Here is a 24,856-nt window from a genome sequence, read left to right as displayed (position 1 = left end):
CTTCTCTCTTTTTATTTGACAGCGCCAATGGTGATGCCTTTTACAAAATATTTCTGGAAAAACGGATACGCGATCAGGATCGGCAGGACCCCGATAGCCGCAATGGCCATCCGGACGGAAGTGCTTGGGAGCTCCGCTATCGCTGCTCCGGCGTTCACGCCAGCAGCATTGCTGTTGCTTGTCAGGAACTGGATGTCCATCACCATCTTGGTGAGAATCGTCTGTATCCCGAACATTCGGGTGTCGGTAATATAGATCAGGCCGTTAAACCAGTCATTCCAGTAAGCGATAGCCTGAAACAGTCCGATCGTTGCCATAATAGGCATGGATAACGGAAGGATGATCCGGTAGAAAATTTTGATCTCCCCCGCCCCGTCTATACTTGCCGCATCAATCAGTGCAGGCGGAATTGAGGTCAGGAAGAACGTCCGGACCAGCAGGATATTAAAGCCGTTCATCAGCAGGCCTGGCAGGAGCAGGCCGAAGAGTGTATTTTTGATATCAAAAAGCTGTGTATACACCAGATAAGTCGGCACCAGACCGCCGTTAAAGAGCATGGTGAAAAAGACGATGAAGGTCCAGAACCTGTTCAGCGGCATATCCCGGCGGGACAACGGATAAGCCAGCATCGAGGTGATAGCCAGACTTACTGCAGTTCCTACCGTTGTTATAAGAATTGTAATGCCATATGCCCGGCCCAGCTCCAGCTGATGCTGCCAGAGGTACTCATAGGCCTTCAGGCTGAACGCCTCCGGGAAGAACGTATAGCCCTGCCGGACGATACTTTCTTCACTGCTGAACGACGCAATTATCAGCAGAGCAAAGGGAACAAGGCACGCCGCGGCAAATAGCCCCAAGACCATATTAGATATCCATTTCATTGCTTTACTCTCATTAATCATAATCCGCTCACCCCGAATCTGTTTAGAATAACGCATTATCTTTGCTGAACCTGCGGACAAGCAGATTCGCCCCGAGCACCAGGATGAAGCCGACGATGGACTGATAGACACCGGCCGCCGATGCCATCCCCATATCCCCTGATACCATCAGTCCCTTATAGACATAAGTATCAATTACGCTCGTCGTATCCGAAATAAATCCTGCATTCATTGGTACCTGATAGAACAGCCCGAAATCGGAGTAAAAGATCCGGCCGATACCCAGCAGTGTCAGCATGACAATAACCGGCGTAATCAGCGGAATCGTTATGGAGCGGATCTGCGCCCACTTGGAGGCTCCGTCCAGCGTTGCAGCTTCATAGTATTCCGTATCAATACTAATAATTGAAGCCAGAAAGATTATGCAGCTGAAGCCGATAGATTTCCATAGATGAATAATCGTCAGGATAAACGGCCAGTACTTCGGCTCGGTGTACCACGAAATCGGCTCAATCCCCAGGAGCGGCAGGACGGTTTTGTTCATAAAACCTGTCTCCAGGCTCAATCCGGCATAGGCCAGATAACCGACAACCACGAATGAAATCAGATGGGGCAGGACAATAACACTCTGATAGAACCGGGACAGCACCTTCTTCTTGATCTCATTGAGCAGAATGGCAAAGGCGATCGCAAATAGCGTTCCCAGCACGATGAACACCGCATTATATAAGATCGTATTTCGCGTGATGATATAAGCGTCACTTGTCTGGAACAAATATTTGAAATTCTGAAAGCCGATCCATTCGCTCCCGAATATACCTTTGGTGAAATTGATATTTTTAAAAGCAATGAATATCCCCAGCATCGGCAGATAATTGTTGATCAGCAGATAGACGATTCCCGGAATCATCAGCAAGTATAAGGGGGCATACTTAAGCTTCTTGCTGCCTTGCTTTAAGCTCAGCTGCTTCATTTGGACTGCACTTCCTTTCCTTTGGCAAAATAGCATTTTAAAAATACGATCCAACCAGCCTTCTGCTGATTGGATCGTAAGCCTTCCTATTTGGACGCGTTGCCGGCAGCCCATTCATCCAGCTGCTTCTGCTTTTCGGTGATGATGGTATTAATACCGGCATCATCGAGCTTCTTCAGGAATTCGGGAAGCGCTTTGTCCAGCTCAAGCACGCCGCTCTCGATAGCCCGGCGGTATTGGTCAAGCACCGCATTGCAGGCGGCAATTTCAGCCTTTACAGAATCGCCGTTAAAGGTAAAGCCGAGGGCTTTGGATTTGGCCGCAGACTGGTTGAACTCGTTCATCTTCACATACACTTCAGGATCATCGCCCTCGAAGACATAGGAGAGGAACTGGTTGCCGTGCATCCAGCCGTCACTCTTGTATCCGACATTGTCACCTGTGACCCCATCCGGGTATTTGATCACATTATCCGCACCTTGAACTTTTACATAATGCTTGCCTTCAATGCCCCAGTCGATCAGGTTTACAATGTCCTTGTCGGTGTACATCAGGTTCAGAAACTGCAATGCTTTTTCCGGCTGCTCTGAAGTGGCTGCAACACCGATAGCTACGTTAGTCACCGTATCGGTCATGGCCACTGGCTTCTGCGTACGTGCAGCAGTCATTTCCACCCCGACATTGCGGCTTTCCTGCGTTTCAAAGCCCGGCTTCATCGCGGATAACCAGCTGGCTGCCTTGCCGGATTTCACCATCACATTGTTTAATTCCGGGCTGGTTGCAGCATCCTTGACCAGGTAGCCTGCCAGATACCACTCGCGGATCTTGGTTACAATCTGTTTATACTCCTCAGAAGCGAACAGGTTCACGACCTTCAGATCATCAAGCCCATGATTCAGCAGGACACCCAGGTTGTTCCCGAGCGGATCCTGGATTCCGTAAGTACTGAGAATCGAACCGTTCGTCAGGTTGGTAGCACCGGCCATTCCCGGCTCATTTTCTTTTACTGCCTTAAAGATTAACTCGAAATCATCAAAGGTTTTCACATCATCAAGGTTGATGTTATATTTGTCCACAATATCCTTGCGGACTACGATACCGAAATCCTGCGCTAAATCGCGGAGACTCGGTACACCATAGCTGACGCCGCCAACCTTGGTGGCGTTATAGTAATCGACCCCAAGGGCATCGATTGTCCCTTGCGCATTGGCTTCCATGATATTGCCAATCGGGTACAAGGCTCCTTTGGCTACCTGATTGCTGTAGGTGCTGAGCATGGCGAACATATCGAGCTTTTCCCCGCTTGATAGCATCAGGTTGATCTGGTTGGTGAAAGCGCTGTTACTTATCGGCAGAAGCTTGACCTTTACATTGATTTTGTCCACCGAAATCTTGTTGATGGCCTCCTGTACCTCCTGTATGTCTGCCGGGACATTGGAGAACGCCGGATAAGCGTACACCACTTCATAAGGCTCTTCTTTACTCCCGGACGGATCGGCACTGCCTGCTTCTTTGTTCCCTCCGCCTGTATTGTTACCCCCGGCATTTCCTGAACAAGCGGTTACTGCAAGCATAAATACCAGTATGAGACTCAACCAGCCAAGCTTTTTTTTCATTCTTCATCCCCCTGTACCGTGTGTGAGTTGGAATCGAATTTGCATCGAATCTGTTTATAATGTTACAGCGGGCCACATTTCCTCACTACTCTGTTTTCGACCTCAGATTTGCATAATTTCGACCTGTATGCCTCTACTGCTTATGCTTGTTCCGGTAGTCCTTGGGGCTCATCCCAACCACCTGCTTGAATCTCCGGGAGAAATGGGCCAGGTTGGTGTAACCTGCGCGGGAGGCAATGGAGCTGACAGACTGATGGGTTGCCGTCAGCAAATCGCGGGCCAGCAGCATCCTTCTGGATACAATAAACTCCGTGACGGACTGGCCGGATTCCTTCTTAAAGAGCCTGTCCAGGTAATCCGGGTTCAGGAAGACATGGCTGGCTACAGCCTCGCGGGTCAAATCCTCCGATTCCAGCTCCTGCAGGATGAACTGCTCCGCATCCTTCATAATCGGCTGTGATTGCTGAACCGTTCCTACATAACCTGTCGCCTTGGAGAGGGTATGCTTCATCCACTCCTTCATATCCGTCAGGGAGCGGACAGCCCGCTGGAACAGCGCGGAGGAGGTTTCATCGTTGAACAGGAGCTGGGCCTCAATGCCGCTTAGCTTCAGGACATAATAGACCATCTGCAGAAAGTTATGGTGAAACCGGTATAAGCTGTCTGCATCTATGGTCTCTGCACCGCTTAGGCCATGAAGGAACTTCTCCGCCTCTTCCAGCACCCTGTCCCCGTGTCCCTCCTTCAGCAGCACAGACCAGGTACTCATATCCGGCAGAACTATATTCTGCTGGCCATAGGGTTTATTCCGCCACAGCAGCACTCTATTACCGTGGGCTACATTGTTCAGGTCCCATTCCGCCAGCCGGCCTACCATATCCGTCAGCTCGTGGCCAAGAACCTCATTGCCGATGTAGACAGATATGTCGCAATAGAAATAGGTGCTTGCTGTATCTATAAAAGCACGCCCGCGTGCCTGCAGCGTCTCCTGGATCTCAAGTGCATTCCGCTCCACAGGAATCAGTGCCAGCAGCTTGCGCTCCGGCAAGCCGAACAGCAGGCCGCTGCCCTGAATGCCCAGCAGCTCGGCGCCGGAGTTAATCAGGGCATATTCGATGATTTTTTCGTCCCGGGGTGTAAAGGATTTGTTGTAGCGTTGGATGGATATAAGGGCAGGCAGCAGCCTCATGTCCGTATCATACGGAATGTTGCGTACTTCTGCTTCCCTGCGGATCAGCTCCGGATTGGACGGAATCGTATGGTTAAGGATGTCCAGCCAGAAGCGCTCCGCCAGAAGCGGCTGGTGTTTGGCCCAGAACTCCCCGAACCGGCTGTACTGCTTGGTCTCCTTGTCTTTATTGATTTTTTCCGCTGCCCTGCGGGCGACATCACGCAGCTCTTCCTCAGCAACCGGTTTCAATAAATAATCAAAGCTCCCAAGCTGCACCGCCCGCTGCGCATACCGGAAATCAGCATGGCAGGTCATGAACACAGATTCGGTGCGCGGATAATGCTCTCTTACCCAGGCCAGCAGCTCGAGTCCGCTTCCTTGCGGCATCTCAATATCGCATAGCATGAAATCCACCTGAGCGCTCTCATAGATTTCTTTGGCCTGGCGGGAATTATAAGCCGTATAGACGGGACCTATCCCAAGGGAGGCCCATTCTATTTCACTCGTCAGCGAATCCGCAAACAGCTTTTCATCATCTACAATCAGCATGGTTAACATGGTGCAGTACCTCCAGGGCTATGGTTTGTATGGTTGTCAGGAGCAAACGGAAGTGTAATTCCAACGCTTGCCCCGTGCGGAACAGCATTGCAGAGGGTGACTTCTCCCAGCCCGTGATAGAGAAGCCGGAGCCTCTGTTTCAGGTTCCGTATGCCGATATGCTCGCCATCTTCATCAACGATACGCTCCTCCTGATTAATCTTGCGGATGATCTCATCCTGAAAGCCCGGCCCGGTATCCCGGATCTGGATCTGGATTCCCGCCTGCGGCTGTTCACTCATCTCAAGCTCGATATACAGATACACCGGATCATCCAGGGTAATGGCATGCTTGACTGCGTTCTCCACAAAGGTCTGAATGACCAGCGGAGGCACTGGCGTATTCAGCAGAAATTCGGGAGCCTTGATCTCGGGAATCAGCTGACCGGGAAACCGCAGCTCCTGAATGCGCAAATAATTTCTCACATGCTGCAGCTCGTCCCTGAGCGTGACAAAGCTTAGATTACTCTGAAACATATAACGGAAATAACGGATCAGATACAGCGACAGCTCCTCCAGCAGCTTCACTTCCCTGGTCCGGGCCAGGGTATGCAGCAGGTTTAAGGTGTTGATATAAAAATGGGGCTTGATCTGCAGCTGCAAATGCTGGAGCTCTGCCTTCTGCTTGTTCAGCTGCTCTTCGTAGACGTTAATGCGCAGGTTCTTGATCTGCTCCATCATATTGTTGAACGTATCGTTAACCGCCCTGAACTCAATGGAAGTAGGAAATTGCTTAATCTGGGTATCCAGGTTGCCCTGCTGAATCCGGTTCATTGCTTTTAACAGGCGGTTCAGCGGAAGAAGCAGTGTTTTGCGAAGCAGCATCAACCCTAGCAGCAGAATGAGTATGGAGGCAAAGGGCAGGATAAACGAGATTGCCCGCAACGTCGGCAGCTGCTGCAATATTTTTTCCTCCGGTATAAACGCATACAGGCTGAAATCTCCTTCGTGGGAACGTTCCCCAACCGTCAGATAACGCTCCTTAGCCCCCGTCAAATAATAGGACCTCTCGTTCAGCTTGATCTCGGCACCTGTATCACGGATAAAGCTTTGGTTAACCAGCGCATTTCCCCGGTCGTCCACGAGCAGAGCTGCTCCTTTATCGCCGATCCCCAGAAGCTCCAGCGGGGTTTTAAAGGCATTCATATTGATCCATGCGCCTACAACCGATTGATTCGGCATTACAAAAAAGCGCATCAGGTACGTCTGGTCCCCGCTGCGCTGAACATACCAGCTCTTCATATGCTGGCGCTGCAGGCTTTCGCTTTTGCTAACATCATTGACAATATAATCCTTCATGTACGTTCTGTCGATATAGGTGGATCTGGTCTGAAAGGAGTACAAAAAAGCATCATCCGAAGCCAGGTACACAAATAATCCGTCCAGCACAGAGTAACGCAGAATAGAATTTGAAAGATTGTTGTTAATTCGCTGTTTTACAAAGAGACGTTCATCCGGCGCGGTGTAAAAATCAAAATCCGACAGCTCCGGCTCAAGCATCAGGCCGTTGAGATAGTTGTCGGCTTCCTGCAGCCGGGCATCAACCTGGCTTCTGTACAGTGACAGAAGATCCTTGCTCGATTCCGCGACCTGGGTTCTTACCGTATGAATAGCATACACATTGGAATAGATCAGAAATGCAATGAGCGGAGTGACAATCAGAAATAAGCCGGCCAGCATTTTCACACGGATGGACTTCCAGGTTAAAAAAGGATTGTGCCGGATACGGAATGTACGGAGCATGGTGATCTTCCTCTCTGTGCTGAGAATACGATATCTATTCTGACAGAACGATAATACATCACTAAGCCGGTATTGGCGATATGTATCTTTGGTTTTGGGAAAGGATACTTACATAAGGTGAGCAGGGGCGGGGATGAAAAAACGATGCTCTAGGATAAAAAAACAGGCTACTCCCATAGGAAATAGCCTTGTTTCTAGACAGTGCAGCTATTCCGTGAGGCGGGTTTATCAAATGATATAAAAGTAATCCGTTTTTGAGTTACGTTGGGTGACCGAAATGTTCAGGTTTATCATGGATAATAAAAAACCAATATCAAAAAATGTCTCTGCATTCCATTCGAGCTCGCTCGACTCTGCTGTCACACTGGCTTCGTCTTTATCCTTTTCCACAGTTGCCGCTGAAAGAATTCCAAAGTAATGTAATAAACTCTGCATATCTAATCCCCTCCTTTTATATTCTTAAGCGATCTTTTTTGATGGAACGACAATCGTAAGTCCCTGCGGAACAATCTCGATATTCTCCATTGAGCTTTTACGCATCTCACCGTCAATACCGATATGGGCTGCATTTGCATCAAATTGAGTTATGCTTACCTTTTTAGTTTTGAAATACAGAACATCCGGGTGTTCAATATGCGTACCCCTTTTTATATCCAATAGAAGTTGCATCGTGTTTAAAAACGAACTTTTCTTTATAACGAGCACATGAAGATATCCGTCATCCATTTTTGCATCCGGAACGATTCCTTCCCGTCCGCCTACCACAGAAGAATTAGTTATCAGGTACAGCAGTGCTTCTTGCTCGTTACTCAGTTCACCGCTCTCGATCTTAATATGAGTACCTTGAAATATCTTGGCAAGCTTAGGAACAGCCGATAGATAGTATGCTTTCTCACCGAACATATTTTTCAAGTATTGATTTGTAGTGTAGCTTATTGTATTTATTGCCCCTCCTGCCAGAACATAATGAAAATACTCACCTCCGGCTAAGCCAAGATCAATTTTTTTGGTATGCATCTTTTCCAGCATCCCGCAGAATGCCTCCGCTGTGTACGGCAAACTCAAGCAGTGTCCAAAATCATTTACCGTCCCTGTAGGGAGATAGGCAATGGGTTTGTCGATCCCGAGGCGCTTAATAGCGTTAACAGCGTAATGAAGTGTTCCGTCACCACCTGCTACTACAATAACATCGCAATGATCGAAAAATGCTTTTTCAAGCGGCTTACTCGTCAGGGAGGTATAGAAAATATCTTCCAGGCCTAACGCATGCTCTCTTTTCAAACGGTTAGTTACTTCCGCAACGACACTCCGCGCCTTAACATGTCCCGATACAGGGTTTATAATCATTTTTAGTCTCATATATTATCGAAGCTCCCTTCACCCTTTGATTGATTTATCTCAACAAATGTTATGTGTATCTTTGTTATATTTTCATCTTACAATAATGATAGCTGGTCAACATCGTCCGAAAGGGCGGCTGCTGTCTGCCCTTTCGGGCAGCCCTTGGACAAAATGAAAAGCCCTGCACTGCAGGACTTTTCCAATTACATATTCGTTTAATTGACTTCATCCGGTAATTGCAGAAGGTAGCTGTTCGACATTTCCAGCAAGCGCTGTGCTGCCTCAAACTGCTTCACTGTTGACCCGCCCGGTCTACTTTCATTATCCTCTAAGCTGTAATTGTCTCCATCCGCATAACCATTGCCAGTGATATAAATACTCTGATCATTAACGAACGAGCCTGTCGGTAAGAAATGTCTGATCGGGAGCACATTGCTGTCCTGGTTAAACAAATCCTGTCCGAAATGAAGCTGACTCTCTGCAGATACACCCAACAGATTGGCCACTGTAGGAAGAATATCTACCTGCCCTCCGGTGCCGCTCATGAGCGGAGGCAGCTCCCCTCCAGGGGAATGCACAATGAAAGGAATATTGAACATATCGGTATACCCGTATTCATGCCCGATCAATGCACTTAGCTGCTGCTTCTCTTCTATACTGAGCGTATACATCGGAATTCCCTGATGATCCCCATAGAATACGATCAGACTATCCTCCCACAGTCTACTGGACTGTAAGTCTTCTAAAAATAAACCCAGAGCATAGTCCGCATAATTTTGCGCTCTGACATAGTCCCCGAGCAGGGTATCTTCATAGTTTCGGGGGAGCTCCATCTTATATTTTTCCTCCGGGATATGAAAAGGATGATGGGCGCTCATGGAAATGACCATCGCATAGAATGGCTGCTCCTCGGCATCAAGCCTGTACAGCTCCTCTGCTGTCTTAGCGAACAAAACCTCGTCAGAGGCTCCGAAGGCAATATGATCCTCGTCACCATAAAAAGATTGGTCATAATAGTGTGTGAAGCCGAGCGCTTCATACAAAGCGCTCCGATTCCAGAATTCCACACTGTTCGTATGAAAAGTTGCGGTGAAGTAGCCGTTGTCACCCAACAGACGCGGCAGACTGGGCAACCTCTTATTCATATAATCAGAAGAAGTTGCCGGTTTGTTCTCAGGCGCATAAAAGGATGTGTTGACAACGAACTCGGCGTCAGAGGTCGTACCTTGCCCGGCGTTTGTATAAAAGTTGTTAAAGTAGGTATTCTCCTTTACCAGTTTGTTCAGATTGGGCGTTACCTCCTGGCCGTTAATGGTCAATCCGATCAGAAAATTCTGAAACGATTCCATTTGAACAACAATAAGATTATCCTCCTTGTTCATTCCCCAATATTTCGGATTATCCAGGATTTCTACGCCCTTTATCTTGTTCACAGCCTGTTGTTTTATTTCATCAGAGTCGATTAACACTTCCTTCTCAGTTGTATCTGCAATAACCGTGTACAGCTCATAGCCGAGAATGCCCATACTTTCTGCCTTTTTGTGCTCATTCATACTGGCATGGTGAGGCCAGATATTGAAGGTGCAGATTCCGAGAGAGATTGCTGTCAAAGTTATTAAGACCTTACGGTTCATGCGGACCGATGTGTTCGACATCCAACCCTTAATATACTTTGGACGAATGACAAGGAGCAGAAAGAACACAAGGTCCACAAATACAAACAAATAATAAGGTGCAATCAGTGAATAGGTGCTTTCGCCCACATTTGCCACCTTCTTCACCTGTCTCAGGGCATGATAGGTAGCAATGACACCATAATATTTGTAGTACATCAGGACGGCAAAATAGATCAGTGTGATCGAGAGATTAGCTATCATATAGTAAAGCACCTTACGTTTTCCCGCAAACCACTCAATTAGACTGAAGACGATAATAAAAATAGGAACCTCTGTAAGAACCATACTCCAATTGAGACCATCATCAAACACGACATACCAGGCTACTGCACTCTTGAGGAGCAGGATAAAGCTGAATAACAAAATAGGCTTGTTTTTTAATTTCCTTAACTCGTTCATATTACCAGTTCCTCTACAATACGTTGCGGTATAACCCGGATGAACCAAGAGCCTCCGTTTCCTCCCCCTTCTTGGAGTACTCTTTCATGATGGTCTCCCCTTCAATATCGAAGTTAGGCAGGATTTTATCAAGCCATTTAGGGAAGTACCAAGCGGACTTGCCCATCAATGTCATTACAGCAGGCACAATAGCCAATCGAACGACAAAGGCATCAAATAAAACACCCACGGCTAATGCCAGCCCCATTTGCTTGATGGTTGGATCATGGGAGAAGATAAATCCGGAAAATACCGATATCATGATTAATCCTGCCGCTGTTACGACAGCCCCATTCTCCTTCAACCCTGCATGAATGGCTTTCTTGGCATCACCGGTATGCGCAAATTCTTCACGCATTCTGCTGACAAGGAATACTTCGTAATCCATGGAAAGACCAAACAGAATACCTATGCATAAGACTGGCAACAAAAATAAGATTGCACTTGAACCAGGGAAGCCGAACACATCAAGGAAGTTGCCGTCCTGGACAATAAATACGGTAAAACCTAAGGTTGCTCCAATCGATAGCACGAATCCGAGCACAGCCTTTAACGGCACGAGAATGGATCTAAAGACAACCATCATCAGGACAAAGGCAAACGCCACGATTAGAATAGCAAAGGTTGGCATGGCACTCATGATTTGATCAGAGATATCAATATTGACGGCTGTAGCTCCTGTCACCAGAAGTTCCATATTTCCGCTGTCTGAAAGATCCCTGATTTCGTTTACCAGATCTTTAGTTTCCGGTGCATTCGGTCCGTCCTCCGGTGTGACACTCATTAGAAACATATCATTTGTCTGGTTCGGCATTGCAGGGCTGGCGCTTTGCACATGATCCAATCCGTTTATGGTTTCCGATAAAGCTTTCAGGTTATCTGCAGATGCCGCTTCCTGATTAACAGGTTCGGCAATAACGACCAACGTAGAATGGAACCCTGCCCCATAAGCATCCGATAACATATCGAACCCTTGTCTTTCAGACGTTTCATATTGTTTATTTCCATCGTCCGGAAGACCAAGATTTAAATGAAAGAATGGAGTAGCTATTACCGCTAATAAAGCTATGCCGACTACAGCAACAATCAATGGATTTTTCGTTACAAATCTGCTCCAGGCATTTGTATCAGATTCTTTTTTCTTGTTAGCCCGTGTCAGCATGGCTATAAAACGGTTGCTTTTCTCGGGTCTAATACGATGTCCCATGATTCCCAGAACGGCGGGTACAACCACTACAGCTACTATGATCGACATCAAAACGACTACAGCAGTCGCAATTCCCATGGTGGTCATAAAGGGAATGTCCACAACCATGAGTCCCAGAAGCGCAATGATTACTGTTAATCCGGCAAAGATTACCGCGTTACCGGCCGTACCGTTTGCGATCGCAATCGATTCTTGAACGGAAAATCCTTTTTTCAGTTGTTGTTTGAACCGTGAGAAAATAAACAATGAGTAATCAATTCCGACGGCAATTCCGAGCATTCCAGCTAAAGTAAGTGAGATCGAAGAGATATCGAAAAAGTTAGTTCCCAGCAGGATTAACAACACCCCGATACCGACACCAATCAGCGCCATAAGAATCGGCATTCCTGCAACAAGCAAGGAAGCAAAGGTAATGGCTAAAATAACATAAGCTAATATGACGCCCATAATCTCGCCCGGGCCTCCACCCGCTTCCGTCTGTTCAAACTTTACAGTCCCGCTAAGTCCGGTCTCAATGCCTTTATCTCGTGTTATCGCCAAACTATCTTCCACTTTATCCTTGGATTCTTGAGAAACACTGTCTGCAGGAGAATTATACGTTACCACTGCATACCCGATTTGTTTATCCGGATTGATGTTTGCAAGCTCGTATGGAGACGCAACGGAGGTTACAGCTTCATCTCCTTGAATCTTTGAAAGCAAATCACTAATGACTGTTTTATTATCTTCTGAGTCTAAGGCTTCGTTTTCGGGAGCCTTAAACACGATTTTAACTTGCCCGTCCTGTTCACCGCCTGTGAATTTCTCCGCTAAAATTTTCATGGCTTTTTCTGACTCCGTACCAGGGATGGATACATCCTCTTTGAACGCTGTGCCCATACTAAGGATCAGCCCGCCCAATATAGCCATAAGCAAAATAAACGCCACTATCACCTTTTTACTGTTGGTGCCTGCAAAGCGCCCTAACCTGAATAACATTTTTGCCATTTTGTTCACTCCTCCAATATTCTCTCTGAGTAAGGTCGTAGACTTTTCATTTATTTGTCATGTCCTTATCGTACAGCTTGAAAGATATTGGCACATCGTCCGAATGGGCAGCCGCTACTTGCCCTTTCGGGCAAAAAAGGGCTTAAACAGCACTATATGCCGTTTGAGCCCTTTATATCGTAGTATACCGTTATGCCCTCTCAGGCAGTTTTTTCTGATTTACGAAATAGCTGAAACCTACGCTTCTCGGAGCTCTACGGCTGAGTAAGCCGGCAAGACAGGAAGACAAATAGACTTGCTTAAATCCATAGCGCTCTGTTAGCTTTATCTTTGTGTATTCCCCATGATCAGCTGCCATCGTTTGCGAGACCAGAGTCATTTCGCGTTGTAATTCACCAGCAGCACTACTGGAATGAACTTGCATATCTTTCAGAATACAAATATCCTGATCCGTTTGGCTACGGTTAAAGGATTTAAATCGTATCTGCATCTGCCGTTTTAGCTTTAGCGGACTAATGATTCGATTATTTAAGCCATATACTTCTCCTGCCGTGTTTGCAAGCTTTATCTTGTCCAAAATAAGCTCTTCATTTAAGTTCTTTCTGCTGTTATTAAGTACCTGAAGTAAAGCTTTCATTGATCCTGCTTTTGGGACACTGACAGCAGCCTTGACTACCATCAAGCCCGTTCCACTTGAAAAGGCATACGAATCCATTACTGTAACATCTCCGTTAGAAAAAAATAATGCCGCCTGCATTGCATTCTTGTAGGATTTAGATATTTCAGCAGACATACTAATAAACAAAACCTTCTCTTGCTGCTCAATAACGGATTTAAAAAGATCATAAAAATCTTTAACCGAAGGAGCTGCAATGCCAGGCATCATACCTCTTTCCAGGACATGGCGGTAAATATCTTCAGTCAGAATATCTTCATTGTGCTTGTAAATATTGTTATTGCCAAAGACGACATAAACAGGAATAACTCGGATACCTAATCGTTTTTTCAGTTCTTCAGGAAGCGTGGTCATACTATCCGTAAATACACGCACATTTTTCATAAGATGCCTCCTCCTTCTATTCCGTTAGTAAGCATCCTAAAATTCTATGAAAACAACTTTAAAAAGTCCGATATATTTGGTATTGTCCGCGGTCGTGAAGAATAAGCATTCATCGCGACGTTTGTTTTAGCTCCAATCGGAGTCTGCTCTGAGCGTTATCCATCATTGAAATAATCATTTCGGCAGTGCCTGAAAGAATCAAATAACCTGACATAAAGAAGATATACGTAGCTTCAAGATTATTGGCTGTCACCCACGAAACAATTCCGAGCAGAAATGACAAAATAGAGTTAGGCAACAGTATCCAGTTCTTCCTCTTTATGTTCACCGATTTCAGATAATGATTAAAGTTCAGATACGCATTGAATACAAACCCTAAGCTGAGCAGGAGATGTGTAGATACAGAAAAGGCATCCCCCTTCAATAAAATCATTGATGACAGTCCCAATAGAGCAAAATAAAGTTTAGAAGTATGCTTCCAGACAGGCATGTGATTTTTAATTTTTTTAAGATGACGGATATATTTGTACACAGAGAATGAAAAAATAGAAAAAAAGAATAAGGATCCGAGTATTCTAAAAGCAAATTCGGGTTTCTGCATAAAAAACATTCCAAGAAGCGTGGTACAAGCCCCTTTTATCATTGAACTTGTTCTTAGCAGAGCAATATAATCAATTTTGCGGCAGCCTGTAATCACAGATTTGAAAAATGTTGATATAGCTTCCTTCGTCTTCACATCTGACCTGCCTAATGCCAGCAATATCGCTTCAAAACCGTCGACACCGCCGCTTGTCAGATCTACCACTAAACTTGCACCGCCTGCTCCCAGGGCATCAAACAAGTCATTGGTAAACGTCTTTCTTTGCTCAAAGCCAACATTTTCGATCCAGTTATCAACCATCTCATTAATCAGTTTGCAGCGTGGAGTCAAATCATCCTTTCGTACAAAGGCGCTGCCCTCCACCTCCCAGGTCATGGGATGATGTTGCATTAATCCTGTTGCCGAGCTTTCAATGATACATCGAGGAGTGTCGGTTGACGTAAACAGCATTCCTATCACACTGAACTCCGGTATAATTTGAAGCGTTCGGTCTTGTATTTTTTTCATATTTTCTGCCCAGGGAAGATCCTCGCAGAAGCCTGGACCATCATTATTATAGATTTCAAGAATCTGCTCCCTAGCGGATTCTCCGCACATCATTGAGGCGTACATCGCGAGATTTCCGCCTTTGGAATGCCCGCCTACCCTATACCTTTTCACATCAGGGACAATAACGGATTCAAGATAAGCCAGCGCTGATTGCTGGGCGGACACTGTTTGAAAGCTTATCGTAAAGTCCTCTCTCCATCCCAGGATAGAATTGTCTGTACCGCGATATGCAATATAATTCGTATCATCTTCCAGTTCAATTAACACTGCAGAAAACTGCATCATTCTCGCATCATCCATAATATCAATGAAATTGGATAGCCTTGCATTTTTGAACCGCTCCGATTGTGCCATTTCTTTAAGCAGCGCGTGGTCTATAATCGACAGGCGCTTCAAACGTTCAGCATTTTTCTCATGCTGCTGATTGAAATATAATTCAGCAGCTTCCTTTACCGTTATAGACTTACATTGACCTAATTCCGGTACAATTCCCTCCAGATCAAAGTAGGATAATGCAGACAATATTAAATTATCCACTTCATTAAAAGGCCGCTCATTCAAACTTAGATCCCCGCGCCACTTTAAATAAGACAGGATATTCCCCATAAATGCACCTCAAGATTTTGAGCTTATTATGAAAGTGATGAACTCTACGACCTGGCATCAGTAATAACGGCTGCAGGCTATCTGCGCATGCAACCGTTATCTGATCATCCTTGTATATTATTGAATGGCTTTATAGAAATCCGTAACAGATTGAGTATTTTGCTGGTGTTTTTTCTCCACTTCCTTCATCACTTCCTCTCCTTCAACATCCAGGTTCGGCAGCAGGCGGTCCAGCCACTTCGGCAGGTACCAGGCTGATTTGCCCAGCAGTGTCATCACTCCTGGGACAATAAGCAGACGGACGATAAAGGCGTCAAACAATACCCCGAATAGAAGCGCAAAACTCATAACTTTAATACTTGGATCGGTTGTCATCATAAATCCGGCAAATACCGAGATCATAATCAGACCTGCCGCCGTAACGACACCGCCACTGTGACGGATTCCGGCAAGCACTGATTTTTTGGCATCCCCGTTCTTTTTGAAGTCTTCACGCATCCGGCTGACCAGGAAGACCTCATAGTCCATTGCCAGGCCAAATAGGATACCTACGACCATTATAGGGAGAAAGTTGAGTACAAGTGATTCTCCGCTGAAACCGAACAGATTCTGAAAATGACCGTCCTGCACAACATAAGTTATGAATCCCAATGTAGCACCCAGAGAGAGAACAAAACCAAGAACCGCTTTGATCGGAACCAAAATCGAACGAAACACCATTACTAACAGAACAAACGCCAGACCTACTATGATTAGGCAAAATTCAGGCAATGCCTCATTAAGCTTCTGGGAAATGTCTATATTAATGGCTGTGCTACCGGTGACACTAAGCTCCACATGGTTCTGTTGTGCAATTTCAGCTGTATGACTGCGGATCGTCTTGACCAAATCCACCGTTTCAATATCTGCATGTCCGGTAGCCGGGATAACATTAATCAACGAGACATCTCCCGAGGCTCCTGTTACAGCAGGAGTAACAGTGCCGATGTTCGGATAAGTTTTGAGCTGCTCTACCGTCTTGGCCAGATTAGCTTCAGCTTCGGGACTACCGTCTGTCTTGGCAAGAATCATTAGCGGATTATGATAACCGATACCGTAAGCTTCTGACATCAGATCATATGCCCGGCGCTCGGTCATAGTTGTCGACTTTAGCCCATCGTCCATAGTCCCAGTCTCCATATGCATAAATGGAACGGATAAGGTTGCGAGCAGAGCTGTACCCAAGAGAACAGTCAACCAAGGACGTGCCGTAACCAATCTTCCCCATTTATCTCCGCGATTCTTCTTTTTGAGATGAGTAACGCTTCTTTCAGAACGCTTAGCCCGCTTGGCTTTGATTAATCCTCCCATAGCGGAGAGAACCGCAGGCACTGTGATAATAGCAATTAAGACAGCTACCAGAATACATAGTGCAGCGGCCAGCCCCATTGCCGTAAGGAACGGAATGCCCACAACACTCATCCCGGCAAGACCGATAATCACTGTAACTCCGGCAAATACGACTGCGCTCCCTGCTGTGCCGTTGGCAATAGCAATGGCTTCTCTCCGCTCAAAGCCCTGAGCCAGTTGCTGACGGTATCTGGAAATAATGAACAGCGCGTAATCTATGCCCACTGCCAGACCAATCATGCTGGCAAGCGATAAGGCGAACGAAGGGGTCTCTAAGAAGTTGGAGCCCATTATGATCAGCATAACACCTGTTCCCAGACCAATGACCGCTGTCAGAATTGGAATAATCCCTGTCAGGAATGATCCGAAGGCAAAGGTGAGAATAACAAGAGCTATCAGAACGCCGATACCTTCAGTAGCTCCACCGATCTCCATTGATACATAACCTGTTCCGGTTACTTCCGCCTGCAGGCCGGCATTCCGTAAGCCTTCAGCCGCTTCCAGCACATATTCCTTCGAGACCTCTGTAACCTCAACACCTGGACGATAAGTAATCGTTGCATAACCGATAGTGCCGTCGGCATTCAATGATTGATTATCATAAGGACTAATAACTGATGAGACCTCAGGATCCATCGCCACTTCCTTAAGCTCGGCGGAAATCAGCTTCTTGTTTGCCTCTGATGATAAGGTTTCATTATCCTTCGCTTTCATTACCAGCTGAGTCTCCTTGCCTTGGCCGATCATGGAAGGGAATTCCTGATACATTCGTCCCATCGTCTGGATGGATTCCAGACCAGGAATCGTCGTTTCTTCATTAAGCTTCGGCCCCATGGACATCGCCACTATTGAAGAAATCAGCATGACCGCTATCGTTCCCAGAATTACCTTGATTCGATTCTTGGCTGACCAGAAGCCCAGCCGGTATAACAATTTAGCCATAACAGTATCGTCTCCTCTTATCTGTATCTTTGATCTTCTCTTAGGATACAGCAGCCATAAGTGGACAACATCGTCCGAAAGGGCAGCAGCAATCTGCCCTTTCGGGCTGCCCTAATACAGTTGAGGCTTGAAATAATACATTTATTCCATATCAAACATAAAAAAGCATGCAGGATATGCATCCCACATGCCGGCAAACTGAAATTATGGATGTAACAGTCCCCGCTCCAATGCAGCAGCAACGGCCTGTGACCGGGAGTCTACCCCCAGCTTATTATAAATACTGGTCAAATGGGCTTTGACCGTACGTTCTCCAATAGCCAGATCATAAGCAATTTCTTTACTCTTGAAGCCCTTTGCCACACACTGCAGAATATACGTTTCTTTGTCGCTCAGCAGAGCTGCTTCCGCTTTCTGCGGGAGCTCGGGCGGCTGCGCTCTGGCAGCAATGACACGCTCCATAATTTCTGCCGACAACAGCGTATCCCCGCGCACAGCAGACTCAATGCTCCGGAACAGATTGTCGCGGTTTGTGTCCTTCAGCAGATAACCCTTGGCGCCCAAAGCTAATCCTTTGATCATAAGCTCATCCTCATTGTAGGTTGTCAGGATAATGACCGGGATTGTAATGCCTTCACTCTTCAGCACCTGCATTGCATCCAGACCGCCCATCACCGGCATATTCAGATCCATCAGGATAACATCAGGCTGAAGCGTCTTGAGCAGCTGGAGCGCCTGCTGGCCGTTCTCAGCTTCACCAATCACTTGAAACTGCTCACTTGTCTCCAGAATGAGCTTTAGTCCTTCGCGGACTACAAAATGGTCATCGACAAGCATGATTTGACAAGTGTTCATCGCTAAGCCCCTTCATTATATGGTATGGATAATGTTACCGTCGTACCTTGCGGACCGCTGGATATCTCCATCTCTCCGCCGATTAGCCTAGCCCGCTCCTGGATACCAAGCAGTCCGTAATGGCCCGGCTCCTTCCCGATGGCTTCTGTGTCAAAGCCCTTTCCGTTATCACTAAGCTTGATCTGCAGCCTGTCCTCATCGCCATACACCTTGATCTTCACCATGCTCGCACGGGCATGACGGGCAATATTAGTGAGACTCTCTTTAATAATATGGATACTGTGTTCCATTACGACCCGTGACAGCCGCTTGTTCCAGTCAATATCAGTGATCATCTGGATACCGGTCGCTTCCCTGAAATGCTGCGCCTCATCCTCTATGCTCTCTTTGAAATCCAGCTCGGGTGCCGATTTCAGCCGCAGATTATCAATGGCCGTGCGGGCTTCCGCAAGTGTTCGGCGGGCCTGCTGCATGGATAGCCTGATTATCTCCTGCGAACGTTCTGTATTGCCCTTTGTTAAATGTGCGTCTGCAGCTTCGAGCTGCATAATCAGTCCGGCGACGCCCTGTGCCAGAGTGTCGTGCAAATCACGGGCCATTCTCTGGCGCTCATTTGAAAGTGTAAGCTCCTCTACCTTCCGGTGAGCCTCCTGAAGGTCACTCAAGAAGCTTTGTACTCTAAGCCTTTCCTGCACTTGACGAAAGAACGTAATCGCATAGGCAATTACAATAATTAGCATCAATACAAAGATAGGCAGGAAAATCAGCAGTTCACCTGTATCGTCAACAGTCAGCGCAGAATCAAAAAAGATGATAATGCTGATGATGGAGACAAAAACCACTCTCCTGAAGCGAAAAGAAAAACCTAAGCTTTGGGCAATGAGCACCGGAAGCAGTCCAATCAGTACCGCCTGATACCCGCCCGGCAAAAGGATGGCACACAAGTAAATCAGAGCTCCCTGGACAGAAAAATAAATCCAGAATTGTCTCGGCGTTACCCGGTACGATACCCAATGGAGCAGAGTATGTATCGTGAATAATAAAGTAAATATAACACCCGGCAGCACTAATGGGTCCTCTAAAAACTGCAGGACAATACTTCCGGCGTATACAAGCGTTAACCAGATCAGTACGGGTACTCTCGTGGAAAACATCTCATTAATGACCTCAAGCCCATCCTTCTTCTCCCTCAACAGAATATCCCTCTCTTATTATAGATTATTACAATTTGAACCTGTCAATAGAACCTCTCAGCTGCTGTGAAAGCATGGCTTGCTCTTTGGTTGTATGTGCTGCTTTATGCATAACCTGATTAATCTCAGCCAAGCTGCTATTGATTGTCTGTGTATAGTCTGAAGTTAAAACTGAATGGTCTTTTACACTCAGGATAACTCCACCAATCTCCTCAACAGCAGTACCCATAATGACAGTGGCTGAATTCACTTCATCCGATAATGAATAGATCGTTTCAGCATCTGTTTGATATTGCCTTCCGGTATTAATCAGCAACTCATAATCTGCCTTTACATCTTTATCAATATAATTGAGAATATCCCGGGAGCTAAGCTCCAATTGCTGAAATGCTTCTTTTACTTGTAGAACTATCCCTTCTACATGAGCTATAGCCGCTGCAGACTTCCCGGCCAGCGTCCTCACTTCTTCTGCAACAATTTCAAATCCTTTACCATGCTCGCCTGCACGGGCGGCTTCTATGGATGCATTAAGTGCGAGCAAATTCGTTTGTGATGAGATTTCTTTAATACTATCGGAAATGTTGCTGATTTCATCTACAACTCTTCCCGCCTGGATCGCCTTTTGCAGGTTTTCCTGTTTCTCCAGATAAGTACGGTTAGCCTGTTCCAATGATTGAGCTGCCTCCAGCTCCATTTGCGCCGCTCTGATTTTCATTGCACTGGAGGTGGATAAAGAATGCTCCACTTTACTGCTAAGTACATGGTTGGTCTGATGAAGATGATCAATCGTTAACTCTGCATGATAAGCTGATTCTGTTAATTTGGTTGCACCCTGGGCAAGAAAAGAGGAGGTAGCGTGAATATTTTCCACACTTGAGGCTGAACTCTCGGTTGCCTCCATTAGCTGCGCACTTGAAGTATACAGCTTCTCCGATGCAGTGTTGATTTCCTGAACCAAATGCTTGATATGATTTGAACTTGTATCCAGAGCCTGGCCTAACCGGCTTACATCATCGTTACCGCTGAAGTTCAGCACCTCCGTTAAATCTCCTTCTCCCAGATTCCTCGTGTAACCGGATACTCTTTGCAGCCTTCTGAGAATAAGCCGGTCATATAAAGCTACAATAATATATACAGATATAAGTATGCTTAACCCGGATGATACATAGAAACCCGTATTCCCGTCTATGTACTGCGTATTAATGCCAGCCTCGGATATAACCTCTTTCCCTTTGTCGAAAAACATGTTCACTACCTGCCCAATATTTGCACTGAAAATTTGGACTAATACAACCGGCAGAACAAGCTTAAACTTGATTGAATCCATTGTCCATTTGCTTATTTTCTCTTTAATCATCATAAGCTGCTCCTTTATCCTGAATCATTATCCTCATTCTATACGGCACAGCTCCTATTCCGCATCGTCCAAAGGGGCATTATCCATTGCCCTTTCGGGCAATGGATTCAGCTATGCGACAACTCATCGATTAGTTTCATTATTTCCGGTGCCCGTTTTTTGCGCTCCTTTTGGGTTCGGATCAAAAACACAGGATAAGCTAGCGCCACACCGATAAGCCCAATAACGCCGATTATAATCCCGGAAATAAAGAAATCTTTCCAGCTCAAAATACATGCTAAGCCCAGGCCAAGGAGCATAGCCCCGGTTACACCGACGATAATAGAAAGCATGGTTCCTGACCTTTCTGCACGTTTATCCAATCTGCGGAGCTGCTCCATCTTATCCGCTTCGCGCGGAAGGTATTTTTGGCGTATGCTTCTAATCTCCTCCTGCTGCTTGGCGGAATACGTGAAGCTGAATGCTTCATTATTATTTTCCATTTCAAGCCCCTCCTGCTATTATTAGAATAGAGTCACGGTAAACACACTTCCCTGACCATAGATACTCTCCACCTTAATATCTGCACCTACAATATCGACTACACGTTTCACGAGAGCAAGCCCCAAGCCGTTCCCCTCTGTAGCATGCGCCTTATCACCCTGATAGAACTTCTCGAAGACGTGCCGTCCTACCTCCGGGCTCATGCCGCAGCCGGTATCGGCAATTTGTACGATCGCTCCACCGTTTGACTTCTGTAGACTGACGGTGATTTGACCACCCGGTTCAGTAAATTTAATGGCGTTAGAGATGAGGTTATTCCACACAAGGGTCAGGAGCTCCGCGTCTGCTTTTATATCCGTGTCGTCAATCTGAGTAACCAGCGTCAACCCTTTATTCTCCCAGGCATCTTCAAAACCAAGTAGACACTCTCTAAGCTGTTCTCCCAAGGGGTACTCCCTCGCCTCCGGGAAAATCTGCTGGTTCTCCAGCTTGTTTAGCCTTAATATATTGGTAATCAGCTCTGAAAGCCTCCGTGAAGCTTGTGTGATCGTTCTTGCGTATTCTGTGTGCTTCTCCTTGGGCAGCGCCGGATTTTGCAGTAACGTCGCATAATTCTGTATCACCGCGAGCGGCGTCTTCAGCTCATGCGATACATTCGCAATAAAATCTGACCGCAAGGTCTCGATACTGGACAGCTCTGCAGCCATGCGATTAAAATCCCCAATGATCACATCAAACTCATTCATCCTGCCCAAATTATGAAACGGTTCAATCCGGGCTTCAAACTCCCCTTTAGTCAACCTGTGTGTAGCGTTCAAAATCCGCTTTACCGGACGTTCGACTGTATATTTTCTGCGGAACCCGTCAATGACACTGCATAGAAAACTTAGTACTAGCACGTTACCAAATGTAAGAAGCGCATTTCCCCTCACATCTCTAAAGTTTATATCCATATTGTGCCAGAACAATAAAAAAGAACAGGATACCAGGGATGAAACCAACAGAAAAAAGAAAATGTAGCTGCGCAAATTGAACAAGCTGCGGTTTACCCTTTTATCTAATTTTATATCCTTCATTTCACTACCGCTTTGTAGCCGAGACCGTGTACCGTGACAATTTCAAAATCAGTGCAAGCCGCAAACTTTTCCCGTAGCTTGGTAATATAGACATCTACTGCACGCGGACCGGAGCCACTTTCGGCATCCCAGAACTCATCCATCAGCTGGGAGCGGGTAAAGGTTTTCTTTGGATAAGACAGCATTTTAAAAAGAAGATTAAACTCACGGACCGTCAGGGGGATATCTTCTCCATTCAGGCTGGCTGAGCGTTCTTCCGCATTGATGACCAGCCCGCCTATAGTCAGCTGTTTACTGTTGGCAATTCCTGCGCGGCGCAGCAGTGCCTTGATTCGCAGAATAAGTTCATCCAGCTCTATTGGCTTGACCATATAATCATCAATGCCCGCGCGAAATCCCTTCTGCTTGGAGGTCAGGTCGTCCCGTGCTGTCACAAAAAGGATGGGAATCTCTTGATTTAAACGCCTTACAGTTTCGGCAAATTCGAATCCGTCAATCTTTGGCATCATAATATCGGATATAATCAGGTCAAATGCCCCTGCATACATCGCATTGTAGGCTTCATTAGCATCAAGACAGCCTACCGCTTCATATCCGCTCTGTTTGAGAAATAAACAAACCCATAGTTAATTTCCTTGTCATCTTCCACAACCAGTATCTTAAACATCAGCAGCGCTCCCGTGCGTTATTTTCTTATAAGAATATCATAAGGTTGTTAGAGTTTTGTTTGGATTCCGGCGATTTCCGAATAATTACAAATAATAAAGAAGGGCGGCGCTAACGCGCTACCCTTCTTTATTATTTGCAGTTTCAGGCGTTTGCCGTACGGTCAAGCACTTTGCCGATGTTGATAAGCCACCGGACTTCATCCGTAATGGTATCATCGAAGGATCGGGTACGGTAGCCGAGTTCTATCTGGGCCTTTTCCGATGAGAAATTATTATTGCGTACCATATTATAAAGTCCGAATTTCAGTGTCGCCAGTTGGGCTTCTTTATCCGGTCCATCAGGTATTGTTTGTGCAGCATTGGATAGCATGACGTCTGCCGGTAAAATGCTTTCTACTCTCGGCGCACCGCTTGCGGCACTAATAAGGTCAAACATCCGGCGGATCGGCACCATTTCATTGCTCATAATGTACCCCTCACCTTTGGTTCCTTTCTCTGTGCAAGCGATAACCCCTTCCGCCAGATCGCGTACATCTACAGAATTGAAGGAGCCTTCAAAGCCGACTGACATTTTCCCTTCGCAGTATTGCATAATCAAATGTGCTACCGGTCCGAACGCGTAATCATTGGGCCCGCATATGCCGGAAGGATAAACAATGGATGCGTCCAGATTATGTTCCTTTACCGCTCTTTGGACGATTTGGGTCGCGAGTGCTTTGGTTTTACTATAGTATCCGACAACCGCTTCCGCATCCAGAATCTCCGGCTCGAGGATAATTTCCCCATGCGGTAATTCTGGAATAGCACCTGTCGAGCTCACGTATACCAGCTTCTTGGCCTTGCGGGAAATACAGAGATCAACGATATTCTGTGTGCCGGTAACATTCACGTCGTAAACTTTCAGGCTGGGCAGCGGGGACACTGATACGATACTTGCACAATGAATGACAATGAGCTCGGTACCCTCCGTTACAGTAAAGAATCTTTCCAGTGAAGAAAGATCCGTCACATCACCTGTGACAATCTCTGCTTCGGCGGGTATATGCTGTGCTGCCGGATCTCCCTCCAGGACAAGCGCCCGGACCTGCTTACCCTGGGCAATCAGTGAAGCGGCAACATTGTTTCCCAATAGTCCGGCTGCTCCGGTCAGTAGATAGATAGTATTTGTATTCATAGTAGATTTCCCTCCATGCTTGATTCAAATGATGTCTCACTTGTTGGTTACATTCTACCGGGAAGTTGTTGTCAAGTTGATAACGAGATGTTTGAGAATTGTTAATATAAATATGGATTGCATTATGAAACTAATTAAAGATCATTCCTTGGAGGATGATATAAATAAAAGGGTTAATCAGCAATAAAACAAGCCCAAACCTATAACGGTCTGGGCTTGTTTGGGTATACATTTTAGAGATGCATACCTATTCATTTTCCAACTAATTTTGGAA

The 24,856-nt window shown here is 46.2% G+C and carries 19 protein-coding genes and 1 pseudogene; all 20 read right to left on the bottom strand.

Going from position 1 to position 24,856, the window contains the following annotated elements; translation table 11 throughout:
* Nucleotides 1-11 precede the first annotated feature (11 nt).
* Nucleotides 12-902, bottom strand: coding sequence for a carbohydrate ABC transporter permease (locus AC4G46_RS12040; protein ID WP_236334732.1), 891 nt, complete (start codon nt 900-902; stop codon nt 12-14).
* Between the two features lie 22 nt (nt 903-924).
* Nucleotides 925-1,854, bottom strand: a complete 930-nt coding sequence (locus tag AC4G46_RS12035) for an ABC transporter permease (RefSeq protein ID WP_491128125.1) — start codon at nt 1,852-1,854, stop codon at nt 925-927.
* An 86-nt stretch (nt 1,855-1,940) separates the two neighbouring features.
* Nucleotides 1,941-3,470: an ABC transporter substrate-binding protein gene (locus tag AC4G46_RS12030; protein WP_491128124.1), complete on the bottom strand. Its 1,530-nt coding sequence runs from the start codon at nt 3,468-3,470 to the stop codon at nt 1,941-1,943.
* Nucleotides 3,471-3,603: 133 nt separating this feature from the next.
* Nucleotides 3,604-5,199, bottom strand: a complete 1,596-nt coding sequence (locus AC4G46_RS12025; RefSeq protein ID WP_491128123.1) for a response regulator transcription factor — start codon at nt 5,197-5,199, stop codon at nt 3,604-3,606.
* Nucleotides 5,193-6,980, bottom strand: a complete 1,788-nt coding sequence (locus AC4G46_RS12020) for a sensor histidine kinase (protein WP_491128122.1) — start codon at nt 6,978-6,980, stop codon at nt 5,193-5,195. Before AC4G46_RS12020 ends, AC4G46_RS12025 begins: the two co-directional genes overlap by 7 nt.
* 228 nt (nt 6,981-7,208) lie before the next feature.
* Entirely contained in the window at nt 7,209-7,415 is a 207-nt protein-coding gene (locus AC4G46_RS12015) for a hypothetical protein (protein ID WP_491128121.1), read from the bottom strand.
* Nucleotides 7,416-7,439: 24 nt separating this feature from the next.
* Nucleotides 7,440-8,339 (bottom strand): diacylglycerol/lipid kinase family protein, encoded by a 900-nt coding sequence (locus AC4G46_RS12010; protein WP_491128120.1) that lies wholly within the window; start codon nt 8,337-8,339, stop codon nt 7,440-7,442.
* Between the two features lie 197 nt (nt 8,340-8,536).
* Complete coding sequence (locus AC4G46_RS12005; protein ID WP_491128119.1) at nt 8,537-10,396, bottom strand: LTA synthase family protein; 1,860 nt, start codon at nt 10,394-10,396, stop codon at nt 8,537-8,539.
* 13 nt (nt 10,397-10,409) lie between these two features.
* The gene (locus AC4G46_RS12000; RefSeq protein WP_491128118.1) at nt 10,410-12,629 is read right to left on the bottom strand and encodes an MMPL family transporter; all 2,220 of its coding nucleotides are present in this window, start codon (nt 12,627-12,629) and stop codon (nt 10,410-10,412) included.
* Nucleotides 12,630-12,819: 190 nt separating this feature from the next.
* Nucleotides 12,820-13,689 (bottom strand): DegV family protein, encoded by an 870-nt coding sequence (locus tag AC4G46_RS11995; RefSeq protein ID WP_491128117.1) that lies wholly within the window; start codon nt 13,687-13,689, stop codon nt 12,820-12,822.
* 109 nt (nt 13,690-13,798) lie between these two features.
* Complete coding sequence (locus AC4G46_RS11990; protein ID WP_491128116.1) at nt 13,799-15,445, bottom strand: Mbeg1-like protein; 1,647 nt, start codon at nt 15,443-15,445, stop codon at nt 13,799-13,801.
* Between the two features lie 117 nt (nt 15,446-15,562).
* Nucleotides 15,563-17,776 carry an MMPL family transporter gene (locus tag AC4G46_RS11985; protein WP_491128115.1) on the bottom strand — a complete coding sequence of 738 codons (2,214 nt, stop codon included), beginning with the start codon at nt 17,774-17,776 and terminating at the stop codon, nt 15,563-15,565.
* Nucleotides 17,777-17,980: 204 nt separating this feature from the next.
* On the bottom strand, nt 17,981-18,631 hold the full coding sequence (locus tag AC4G46_RS11980) for a response regulator (protein ID WP_491128114.1): 651 nt from the start codon (nt 18,629-18,631) through the stop codon (nt 17,981-17,983).
* A gap of 2 nt (nt 18,632-18,633) precedes the next feature.
* Complete coding sequence (locus AC4G46_RS11975; protein WP_491128113.1) at nt 18,634-19,824, bottom strand: sensor histidine kinase; 1,191 nt, start codon at nt 19,822-19,824, stop codon at nt 18,634-18,636.
* Nucleotides 19,825-19,852: 28 nt separating this feature from the next.
* On the bottom strand, nt 19,853-21,184 hold the full coding sequence (locus AC4G46_RS11970) for a methyl-accepting chemotaxis protein (RefSeq protein ID WP_491128112.1): 1,332 nt from the start codon (nt 21,182-21,184) through the stop codon (nt 19,853-19,855).
* 104 nt (nt 21,185-21,288) lie between these two features.
* Nucleotides 21,289-21,663 carry a hypothetical protein gene (locus AC4G46_RS11965; protein ID WP_491128111.1) on the bottom strand — a complete coding sequence of 125 codons (375 nt, stop codon included), beginning with the start codon at nt 21,661-21,663 and terminating at the stop codon, nt 21,289-21,291.
* A gap of 21 nt (nt 21,664-21,684) precedes the next feature.
* On the bottom strand, nt 21,685-22,563 hold the full coding sequence (locus AC4G46_RS11960; protein WP_491128110.1) for a HAMP domain-containing sensor histidine kinase: 879 nt from the start codon (nt 22,561-22,563) through the stop codon (nt 21,685-21,687).
* Nucleotides 22,564-22,736: 173 nt separating this feature from the next.
* Nucleotides 22,737-22,925, bottom strand: coding sequence for a helix-turn-helix domain-containing protein (locus tag AC4G46_RS11955; RefSeq protein ID WP_491128857.1), 189 nt, complete (start codon nt 22,923-22,925; stop codon nt 22,737-22,739).
* A gap of 204 nt (nt 22,926-23,129) precedes the next feature.
* Nucleotides 23,130-23,291: pseudogene (locus AC4G46_RS11950) on the bottom strand (response regulator); the annotation flags it as partial.
* A gap of 259 nt (nt 23,292-23,550) precedes the next feature.
* Complete coding sequence (locus AC4G46_RS11945) at nt 23,551-24,582, bottom strand: NAD-dependent epimerase/dehydratase family protein (protein WP_491128109.1); 1,032 nt, start codon at nt 24,580-24,582, stop codon at nt 23,551-23,553.
* Nucleotides 24,583-24,856 lie beyond the last annotated feature (274 nt).

It is taken from the genome of Paenibacillus sp. fava2, assembly GCF_058313675.1.
Note: the sequence above shows the minus strand (reverse complement) of the source record. Positions and strands in the feature narration are given on the sequence as shown.